General features: G+C 39.6%; 11 protein-coding genes. 2 read left to right on the plus strand and 9 right to left on the minus strand.

The features are described from left to right. Positions 1 to 557: TIGR00366 family protein (locus WCG05_05470; GenBank protein MEI8321431.1), on the plus strand; the 557-nt coding region annotated here is incomplete at its 5' end. Here the strand turns inward: WCG05_05470 and WCG05_05475 are convergent. Both WCG05_05475 and WCG05_05480 read right to left on the minus strand, forming a co-directional pair. Beyond that, positions 463 to 933: a hypothetical protein gene (locus tag WCG05_05475; protein MEI8321432.1), complete on the minus strand. Its 471-nt coding sequence runs from the start codon at positions 931 to 933 to the stop codon at positions 463 to 465. The genes WCG05_05470 and WCG05_05475 overlap by 95 nt on opposite strands. Positions 934 to 1116: 183 nt before the next feature. After that, positions 1117 to 2082 carry a class I SAM-dependent methyltransferase gene (locus WCG05_05480; protein ID MEI8321433.1) on the minus strand — a complete coding sequence of 322 codons (966 nt, stop codon included), beginning with the start codon at positions 2080 to 2082 and terminating at the stop codon, positions 1117 to 1119. Between the two features lie 44 nt (positions 2083 to 2126). On the opposite strand from WCG05_05480, the gene WCG05_05485 reads away from it, so the two are divergent. Then, a complete protein-coding gene (locus WCG05_05485) occupies positions 2127 to 2687 on the plus strand; it encodes a hypothetical protein (protein MEI8321434.1) in 561 nt (186 codons plus the stop codon). Positions 2688 to 2708: 21 nt separating this feature from the next. Here WCG05_05485 and WCG05_05490 read toward each other — a convergent pair whose 3' ends face one another. From WCG05_05490 to WCG05_05520, 7 genes are all read right to left on the minus strand, one after another. Next, on the minus strand, positions 2709 to 3692 hold the full coding sequence (locus WCG05_05490) for a hypothetical protein (protein MEI8321435.1): 984 nt from the start codon (positions 3690 to 3692) through the stop codon (positions 2709 to 2711). 220 nt (positions 3693 to 3912) lie between these two features. Next, a complete protein-coding gene (locus tag WCG05_05495) occupies positions 3913 to 5373 on the minus strand; it encodes an ATP-binding protein (GenBank protein MEI8321436.1) in 1461 nt (486 codons plus the stop codon). A 525-nt stretch (positions 5374 to 5898) separates the two neighbouring features. Next, a complete protein-coding gene (locus WCG05_05500) occupies positions 5899 to 6426 on the minus strand; it encodes a hypothetical protein (protein MEI8321437.1) in 528 nt (175 codons plus the stop codon). Positions 6427 to 6553: 127 nt separating this feature from the next. Beyond that, positions 6554 to 6940, minus strand: coding sequence for a DUF2750 domain-containing protein (locus WCG05_05505; GenBank protein ID MEI8321438.1), 387 nt, complete (start codon positions 6938 to 6940; stop codon positions 6554 to 6556). Continuing rightward, entirely contained in the window at positions 6924 to 7898 is a 975-nt protein-coding gene (locus WCG05_05510) for a polymorphic toxin type 8 domain-containing protein (protein MEI8321439.1), read from the minus strand. The genes WCG05_05505 and WCG05_05510 overlap by 17 nt, the downstream gene beginning before the upstream one ends. A gap of 234 nt (positions 7899 to 8132) precedes the next feature. Beyond that, positions 8133 to 8846 carry a hypothetical protein gene (locus tag WCG05_05515; GenBank protein MEI8321440.1) on the minus strand — a complete coding sequence of 238 codons (714 nt, stop codon included), beginning with the start codon at positions 8844 to 8846 and terminating at the stop codon, positions 8133 to 8135. Between the two features lie 2 nt (positions 8847 to 8848). Further along, positions 8849 to 9715: a hypothetical protein gene (locus WCG05_05520; GenBank protein ID MEI8321441.1), complete on the minus strand. Its 867-nt coding sequence runs from the start codon at positions 9713 to 9715 to the stop codon at positions 8849 to 8851. Positions 9716 to 9904 lie beyond the last annotated feature (189 nt).

Consider the following 9904-nt stretch of genomic DNA (forward strand, 5'->3'; position numbering starts at 1 on the left):
TTGGTTTGGTGGTGGCTAGTTTGCTCTGTCGCGAAATTATTAGGGTTCTTCCAAAGGCGAACTTCCGGTTGATGGTGGCTAGTGCTTACGGTGGATTTCTTTTGTTTCATGGGGGATTTTCTGCCTCCATTCCCCTGATTGTGGCAACCAAAGGTAATTTTAGTGAAGAATTTATTGGTCGTTTAATTCCTATTCAAGAAACATTGTTTTCACCCCTAAATCTTTTTCTGTGTGGTACACTAGTTATCCTGATTCCCTTGACTGTATGGTATATTAGTAAAGTAGAAAAGGCTTCCCTTCAAACCTATACCATTCAACCGGAACCTGTTTATGAGGCTGAGGCGAAATCGCACGCTCCAGCTGAAAAACTAGAACATAGCCGGTTGATTTGTTTGCTGGCAGGCGGAACGGGACTTGCCTATCTGTTTATAAAAGTTTGTTCAGGTACTTTTTCTTTAGAACTTAGTTACGTGTGCTTTGTTTTGTTATTCTTAGCCATATCTCTTCTGGGTCCTCTGCTAATCCATCTTCTGGATTCTCCTCCAACAAGTTTATAAGTTCTTCTCCAACAGGTTGAAGGGTTCTTTCTGGTCTTTCTACAGATTTTCTGGGTCTTGATGTAGTAGGCTGCTTTCTTTCACGAGCAGCCTTTATTTTCGCAAACTCAGCGCCCAATGCCGGTTTCAAATGGCTGTCTGGACTCCCTAAGTCCCCTCTAATCAGTTCCGCATACATATCAGCTTGCCCTTCAAAAGTTTTATTGTGCTCCAAACAATATTCTTTCAATTCATTTTCCAAGAAAATTTTATATAGTTGCCCCATTTGTTCTGAGCCTGTTTTTGGAGTTGTTCCCAGTTCTATCAACTTTTTTGCCATCCATGCTGCGTTTTGTTTGCTGTCTCTAAAGTTGGATTGAGCTAGAAGTATTGTCATAGCAACGGGCCCTTCTGCTTGACCAAAAATTTTGTCTAATTGGTATGCCTCCAGTAAACGTGTGTAAATGACACATAGGGAGATAAAAATCCCTTGGAACCCTTGTATTTATGCGGGTCACAGAGAAAAGTTATCTTTTAGTTCAATTCAGTCCATTATCGACGCAAATTTTTCCAAAATGATTTACTTTTTTGTAAATGTTAGCCCTACACTTGATAGGTATCCATCACGATTCTTCAGAAGCTTTTTGGTCCACGATGAGATCTTTAGCCGTGCCAGTGTTCCTTTGGAATTGGCAAGAATTGCTTTTTCTAGTAGGCTTTCATCAAATCCATAATTTCCCAACTGAATAAAGAGACGTCCATCTTTTAACCGAGCCATCACTTCTTCTACAGGCGTCTCTGCTAGTTTTTCTCCATCATATAGGCCTACAGTTTCTCTGAGTTTGAGATGCTCTCTAGCACTTCTTCTCAAAATAGGACCAACGGCCTCAATATCAATGTCCTCAATTCCTTTTGGGGCTCCGGGTACATACCCTTTTGGGTCTTTTAAAAAGGGATCAAAAGAAGAATTTAAAGTTCTTGTCTGAAACTGATCTCCGTATATAGGATTCACCAAGGGAACAAGTGAAGAAACAAAGGGTGAAAGAGATGGATTCTCTGCTCTCTCTTTTGCTGCTCCTTCCAACCTTTGACATTGTTCTGTAGTCCAAGTAGCAATATGGTAGTGATCTGTTGTAACAAACAGCGTCCCCCCAACTTCTAAAATTTCCTCAATATTCTGTATGACAGTAGGCCATTTAGACTCAGGTACGTAGTGCATCAGGTTGAAGGCAAAGACTGCCCTATATTTCTTAGAAGGAAAAGGTTCTCCCGCATCATGCACAGAGGTTTCTACATGAAAATACTGAGGATATGCCTCATTGATCAAAGAAGCTAGAGGCTGAAGAGCGTTTTGATGTTCAGGAGAGATATCATAGAGATCAAGCGCTATAGGAGACGTGAACGTCCATCCAGGTTCAGAATCATAAACTTTTACCACCTCTGAAACAAAATAAGCCGCACTAAATCCCAACCCACACCCTACATCTGCAATAGATACAGGTTTGCTTAAAATTTGCTCTTTTGTCCAATTTTTTGTCCCTGTCATAAGTTCTTTCATAAACTCTACAGGGGGTATGTTTTTTTGAACAAATGAAAACCCGTATTGAAGACCAGAATTCACATGTGTATGCGGCTTGCCTTGTATATCATGGACTACCTGGCGTAGTACCGACAGATTACACCAGTGTAACTCTTGGCAATTTGCACAAAGTATTAAAAATAGAAGAACATGTTTATCGACGATTCTTAGAGGCAAAGAAAATTTCTCCTGCATGTAATGAATGGCACCTCTTTCCATTACTGAGAGCCCAAGAGTTTATGCATCTAGATCAAACCCCTTTCCATTTTTTAACTTCTCCTGAAGGTATTAACAAGGTATGGGTCTCAACAGGAATAAGCAGCGTACCTGCCCTAATAGCCCTAAAATCTTTTATTTTAGGCTGCACAATGACCCATTCTCTTCATTTTCCCGCAAGCTGCATCGTTTTTGGAACTTTGTCCGATGCCGCGCAGGAATTTTTTACTAGAATTGGCTTGAAATTTTCTATGGTTGAACCGAAAAAAGAACTTTTGTCGTCTACTCTCAAACTCCATTTTCCTTTGGTTCAGGCAGAATTAATAAAGGAACAAGCGTTTCTTTCTCATCAGTAGAAAGGGGGATTTTCTGTCTAATTAGTTCCCATTATCAGAGTATTGTTGCTGTGATTGGTCCCCTATTAAATTGCCGTTAGAATCGTACTGGCTGTCCTGCCCACCCTGTTGGTTGCTCACATTATTCTGATTATTCGCATTCCTCTGCGTCTTCGGGTCAACGGCGATGCAATAAGCCTGGGTTGGGTCTATAAAACAGTTCTTCTGTTGATGTAAATAAGTTATAATTTGCTGTGCTTGGGAATAGGTCGCATCCAATCCCACCAGCTCGGGTGGTAAGTTTTGGGCCATGCCGGGGCTGTTGTTTAGCAAATTGCTAAATCCTGAAAGCAGGTTTTCAAGCTGTTTCAGTTTGGCGATGATCCAGTCTTTATTGATAATAATCGGTTTAGCCCCAGAAACGTTCAGTTTAACACTCGGTTGCTCGTTCGTTTGGCTAGAGGTCAGGGCAAAAATCAGGTTTGGCAGAACCTTTTGGGCCGCTTCTACCTCTTGAATCGCCACTTTCATCTCAACAAAATTCAGTAAAATCTGTACTTTTTGGGCGGTTGAGGGGTCTCCCATTTGACTGCTAATATATTTTGTCAATGTATCCCGATCTTTTTTAATAACCACATAGGCTGCTGTAAAGTCAGTAACCGCATCATCTTGAGTTTTATTATTTTCCCATCGGGCAATGACCTTACTGGCCTCAATCGACAAAAAGTTACCTTGAAGAGAGGGATCAACCGTTTGAGGAGCCCCTGGGCCATATCCACTCCCGCCGCCGTAACTGCCTTGACCGTATCCACCCATTCCCATACCTCCACCCTGATAACTATAGCTAGGGGGCATCATCCCCGGTTGGTTCATATTCATGCCCATAGTATATCCAGGAGGCGCCCCATAAAATCCAGGTCCTCGAACAACCCCATACCCTCCGCCAGAAATACCCGGCATCAACATAGCTGTACTGCTTAAGGCAAAGACCCCAATCAATAAGAATACTATACGAATTTTAGACACTGACGTTTCCTCCCGTTGGTATTTTTTGGTTTATTCCTTTAGTATAATCTATACCCAATCAAAATGGAATTGCTTTTTGAGAGGGTGTAAAGTTGTCTGTGAAAAGATCAGGTAAGGATGTAGACATGGGTTTTGATTAAGGATTTGAGATTACCATGATGTAACTCCTTCTGAGGTTATAGTTCTTTTTGGAATACATTTCCAGGATGAACTATAAACATTAAAAAAGATCATCTAACGTCACAACTCCTGAAACTAATTCTTGGGAATACCTAGATTTTTTTAGACCTGAAGCGGATATTATAGAAAGAAAAATTTGTTTTCTTGTTCTAGTAATCTCCTTAAAGACTTTGATTTTATTTTCCAATTCTTCAGCATATGCTTTATCTATACCGAAAGGTTGACGCGTAAACTTAATTTCACAGAGAGTAATTGAGTCATCTGTGCGATCAAACAATAAATCGATTTGAGCACCTTTTTCATATTCTTGAGGAGAAGTAGCCCTCCAAGTTGAAGGGAGAGCAGTCGCATCAATATTCAAAGAAGTCTGAATTTTATCTATATGTTTATAGCATATGGATTCAAAAGCATATCCCGACCAGACACGCCATTTTGGAGAGTCTTGTTGTCTTTCCCAATATCCTTGTGAGAGTTTACTGTGAAGCAGTCCATCTCTTACTGGCTCTATCCAATCTAAGTAAAACAGAGTGTATTCGTCTATTATTTTATAATAAATGCCTTTTTTCTTATGCAAGTAAGGTTTAAACCTCATTATAAAGCCTGTATCTTGGAGTTCTTTTAGCTTTTTAATCCCCCCTTCTCCCTTTGTATTTCCCCATATTTTTTTTAATATTTCCTCTTGCCCTAATCCATATTTATGTTCAGCAATTAACCTTATCAGATCCACATAGATGTCGTGGTTGTCAAATAGAGAAGAATATAGGTTGTCAAATTCTCTCGTAAGCAGCCCATCTTTTTTAAAGGCTAAAAGATCAATATTTTGGGCTACAGAAAGCCCTTTTTTTACATGAGTTAGATAATAGGGAATCCCACCTGTCACCATATAAAGCTGCGTAATTTGGGCAGGAGTCATATCTATTTCTTGGCTTTTTAAAAACTTTTTAGTTTCTTCTAGGTTTAAAGGAAGAAGACGCATAGGCGAACGTGTAAGTCTGTTATGAAGCCCACCCTTATTGTTAAGAATTTTATCTACTATCCAAGAGGCAGAAGAGCCACAAATAATGAGTTTTATTCTTTTATTGCGACTCCAATATTGATTCCAATAATAGTCCAAGGTTGTTAAAACCCGAGAATTTTTAGTTGCCATCCAGGGAAACTCATCAAAAAATAGGACTATTTTTTGATTTTTAGGAAGATTATCTATGGCAGTCGTGAGGATTTTAAAAGTTTTATCCCAATTTTTACCTGGAGAAAGGTTAGCTCCTCCGTAAAAAACTTTACCTATTTCATCAGTAAAATGCTCAATTTGAGAGGATAATTTCCCATTTTTAGATCCAGTAATATTAAAAAATAGGGCTTTTTTGCTGTTGCTAAAATATTCCCGTACAAGATATGTTTTACCTACTCTGCGTCTTCCATATATAGCTAAAAACTCCGGATTATCTGAATTTAATAGATCTCTTAGGACTTCTTTTTCAACACTTCTACCAATTAATTTCATTTATTTTATTTGCTCCATAGTTCAGTCTGGGATTATATTCCAGAATGAACTATAAAACAATAGGCTTTCTAAGTTTAACGTTCTGATAGTGAAACCGAGTAACCTATATATCCATTACCATAAGGGGTGGGCCACAGGGCATCCGGGATGATGAGAAGTGCCGGGGACAGCGTCGAAGGGCATACATCCACACCACTTGAATGGTTGCGCCGACGATGCGCGCGCGGCCTGTCTAGTTGATGAGACCGCGAGGGTGTATGCTTGTGGTTGAGGATAGTTTTGCTTATATCCGGGTATTTCTTCTCTGGTTGCATACGTACGAGTTGCCCAGCTTGGAACGGCATCACTTGGTACTGAGCGACCATCGAATAAATACACAGTTTTAACACTAGGTGTGGGCTTAATATCCGTACGACCTTCATACCATGGAATAGAGCGATGTGGATCATCTTGATTATTCCGTCAAATTCTTTTCAATGGGCAAAGACAGCTTACTGCCTTTAGTAATTTTTGACACCTTAGTTCTCATTTTAAAACAGCTTGATCAAAGTCTCCATCATCGTCAAAAGTATCCGTTGCTATTTTTTTCAGGAATCCCTCCAAGGTAAGGGTTGTTCTGTAAAAATCAACTCCTTTCTTACTATTAGGATTTGAACAAATATAAAGTAAGGGATTTTCAAAATTGTACTTTTTACTTAAACAAATAAGATTAAGATGATCATATCCTACAATTAAATAGTCATTAAAGATTTCAGGTCGACCCTGAAAATATATTTCTTTTTTAGGATCATTAAATCTCTCTAAATTTTCAACATAGGTTTTTTTAATATTTTTGTCATAACACCCCAAAATTCCCTTGTTATCTATTTTTAGTCCATTGTTTTTTTGTAAATAAAACCAGTGAAAAATTTCTGGAAGTTTGTATGCCGCGACAAGTTCGAAATTCTTAAGAGTTTCTTCAAAAGTAGGAGGAAAAAATGTAATGTCTCCACCCCACTTATTTTTTAGATTGTCAACGCATTTAGAAAGGGACTCTATTTCATTTTTTATCATTTATAGCCTTCGTATTTATGTTGCATTTTATGCAAATCTCCTGATTGAAGATCTGCATGATCATAATTGTAGTCATCTTTAGCAGGTTTTACACGTCGATAAGCCAGCTCTTTTCCTGGTAGTCCCTTTATTCAATCCTAGACAATTCGTATCGCAAATCGTTTTCAAATTTTTCGTAAGTTGGAACCACTCCATTATCAGCAGGGGTATAAAAAATGGCTAAGCCAATTTTATCTTTTTTTAAATCTTCTAAATGCTTGTCCAAAAAGTCATGAACACCTACTTCCATAGGTTTATAGTGTTGCCATTCACTAACGGCACATAGGCGAGCATACTCTGGGGCTGGCCACAGAGCTATTAATGGCATAGCGTCGCCACCAGCTAAAGCCCAACCATTGTCGTACAAACCCCACATTTTCCCAATATCTGCTACCCTACCAATAAAATATTTGTACCTTTTACCTCCTGGTAAATTTATTACATTCTCGATTTCTTTTTTATTTAATTTTAGCATTTTTGCCCATCCCATCAAATTTGTGTTGAAGTCTGTGCAAGATTTTGTCTTGCAAGTTGGAGTAGGAATAATCATAACCTTTAGAAGCTTCGAATCCTCTTTTATGGGCTAGTTCTTTCCCAGGTGGAACGCGAAGAGTGGTGCGCTTTTTGGTTAGAATTAAATTTTTCTCTTGCTTCAACCACCCTCTGTCCGCTGATCCCAATTTGTCATCTTGGGCTAACCCTTTTAATCTTTTCTGTTTTCCGGCTCTACCAATAGTAGAACCAACTTCCTTCACCCTAGCACCAGTTGGGTTAGTTCGGCTAGTGGTTACTTTTGGTCGTCCCATGTTTTCTGACATAACTTTCGGACGAGATCTCCCCAAGGGCTGGATTCCTCCTTCTTGTTTTAAGTTTTGAAGACAGTCTCTAAACGCTTTTCTTGCAACAAACTTCCCACCTTCCCAAGCTACTCCACCAAAACTTGCTCCAGCAACTAAGGGCATGCTCAACAATTCCAGTTCATACCCTTTCATTTTGAGTAAGCTCTCTCTAACAAGCAGATCATTTTCTGCCTGGTATTCAAGTTCTTCCATGGGGCCATAGATTTCTGAAGCATGCAGTAGGTAATTTTCTTCTATCGCTGCGTTAGCCGTAAAAATGGAAACCGCAATGTCTTGTTTTGCACAGTAAACAACCAGAGCAGATCCCATTTGCCCAATTAGTCCACTCTGACGAGCTCGTACCTTGATTTCTTCATTGAGCTCCTCCCGTCTCAAACTTTCTCCTCGCGCGGCTTTCTCTTGTTTTAGTTCTTTTGTAAGTTCGTACAGACCATTAAGATATCCCGCCATTTCCGCAATCATCTCAGCCGCGGCTGCCCCAATAGCACCGGCCCTGGCCCCACGACTCATGTCATCTGGGGTTAGAATGGCACCTGTGATGGCACCGGCCCCCGCATGCATAAGTTTATGCATAAAAAAGTTCAATGAGCCTTGGGCATCCCCTATTTTGTTGGATAAAGTTCCTCCTATGGTCCCTGCTGCTATCATTCGGAGGGCGAGCCCACCGTCCATTTCTCCCTTTATCGCAGTAGTCAGCCCCGTTTGGACCCCCGTCTGCACAGTGCTTGATATAAAATTACGCGTCAGAACGGGAAGAGTAGCGATGGAGCAGTTGTTGTAAATGTTGAAAAATTTTTATAAGAAAAACTATTGAATAATTAATTCTTTTGGAATAAGGAAATTATCTGCGTGAACATCAAGACCTTTGAATCGAGCTAAGTTGATTAGGGCCAAAGGCCATAGAGCAATCACTTCGTCTTCGCTATCCCTAAATTCACCTATACGCTTGTGATTCTTTAGGATAAGAGAAAATGCTTCTTCAAAAGCTCTTTTATCTTTATTCTCAATAGCCTCAAAGGCCAGAGCATAGCCGTAAGAAGATTTGTATTTTTTTGCAAAATATTCTTTCATATCTTCAATGGCGCCTTTTAAGTCCACTGAATCTTCACAAACAAAATCTCTTAAAACTCTAAAGAATTTTTTTGTAAAGGGGTGCCCAGGGCTTTTTAAATGCTCAACATACGGCTTGAATTTTTTAAAAATGGTATAATCTCCACTCGCCAAAGCAGTTAATAGGTGTTTAAAGCAATAAATATCAACATAACACTCAGAAATCCTTTCCCCTGCCTTTGCTCGTTCAAATAATTCCAACTGATATCCTGCAGCTTTCGAAAGGTGTTCCCTAAAGATTTTTACGTCTTTTGTTTTTATATAATCTGCAACGGCTAAAAAACGATGATCATTCATCTGATCTGTAAGAGGTTGCCATTTTCCTGTTTCCTCAAATTCTTCCTTTGATCTTAATAAGCTATGTCTACGTTTTTGCGCAATCTCCTCCATTCTTATGATCATTCCTGGCATTTTTACTCCTTGAATTTTTCTGTTAAAGGAAGTTTTTTAGTTCCTTTTTCCCAATTATGAACGCCTTTTCCATCCAAAACATTTACTTTACGACGAATAAGATGTTGATTGGAGTGCAATAAATCTCCTGTATCTTTTATCTTCAAACTAGCCGCTCCTTTCATCTCTTTTATTTTGATATCAATCCAACCATCGCTCATTTGTTGTCCTGCATTTTTTGTATGAGGTAATTTGACATTCCCAGAAGTTCTATATTTTGACTCTACCACAAGAATATCTTTGATGTCACCATTGGGATGCCGCTTAATGGCCACCACATCAATCCCTCGATTTCCGGGAAGTTTAGATTCTAAAATTTGGTAGCCATTTCCTTGCAATTCTCGAATAGCTGCCTGTTCCGCTTTAAATCCTTTTATCTGATTATCAATATAGGCAGGATGATAACCTTTCGACATACCTGTCGACTTTGCTCCAAGTCCTGTCTTTTCAGCAGAATACCGTAATACAGAACCAAGGGTTTCTTCTGCTGTAAGGACCCCACTTCCTTTTAAAGCAAGATTAACCCCAGAGGCACTTTTTATAACAAACGTAGCTCCTTTAACAATCCCACCCCCAATAACGAAGACACGACCCGCTTTATCCCAAAAGCTCTGAGGCTCCAATTGTTCGGCCACTGTATTAACACCAATCAAGTTCAATACGCCCTCTTGTGTTAAAAGGACAAACTGCCCTGCAAGGTAAGATTTATATAAGTTGGGGTCTCTTAAAAACTCCTGACCCCGAGCCTCCTCTGCCATTCTGGTTGTTATAACCCAAGCTTTATAGTCAGATAAAGGCCCAGCATTTCCCCTTTCCATATATTGTCCCAAGGGTGTTCCATCAAAATAGGGACCCCATATATATTCCTCCAATAAGGAAATAGCCTCCTTAAAAGCTCTTTCCGCTACATGATTTGCCTCTTCCGCTGTCTTTCGCGCAGCCTCTGGGTTATGTATCATCTCCGATTCTAGATGACTTAACCAATTATGCTCCACCGCCATCATACCCACAAAGGCCGT

The organism is Alphaproteobacteria bacterium, assembly GCA_037146715.1.
Lineage (GTDB): Bacteria > Pseudomonadota > Alphaproteobacteria > UBA7879 > UBA5542 > JBAWWO01.

What these genes read in the sequence shown, in the direction of transcription:
- WCG05_05485 (MEI8321434.1), top strand. Translation starts at nt 2,127, where the DNA reads ATGAAAACCCGTATTGAAGACCAGAATTCACATGTGTATGCGGCTTGC.
- WCG05_05505 (MEI8321438.1), bottom strand. Translation starts at nt 6,940, where the DNA reads ATGCTAAAATTAAATAAAAAAGAAATCGAGAATGTAATAAATTTACCA.
- WCG05_05500 (MEI8321437.1), bottom strand. Translation starts at nt 6,426, where the DNA reads ATGATAAAAAATGAAATAGAGTCCCTTTCTAAATGCGTTGACAATCTA.
- WCG05_05475 (MEI8321432.1), bottom strand. Translation starts at nt 933, where the DNA reads ATGACAATACTTCTAGCTCAATCCAACTTTAGAGACAGCAAACAAAAC.
- WCG05_05480 (MEI8321433.1), bottom strand. Translation starts at nt 2,082, where the DNA reads ATGACAGGGACAAAAAATTGGACAAAAGAGCAAATTTTAAGCAAACCT.
- WCG05_05510 (MEI8321439.1), bottom strand. Translation starts at nt 7,898, where the DNA reads ATGCATAAACTTATGCATGCGGGGGCCGGTGCCATCACAGGTGCCATT.
- WCG05_05495 (MEI8321436.1), bottom strand. Translation starts at nt 5,373, where the DNA reads ATGAAATTAATTGGTAGAAGTGTTGAAAAAGAAGTCCTAAGAGATCTA.
- WCG05_05515 (MEI8321440.1), bottom strand. Translation starts at nt 8,846, where the DNA reads ATGCCAGGAATGATCATAAGAATGGAGGAGATTGCGCAAAAACGTAGA.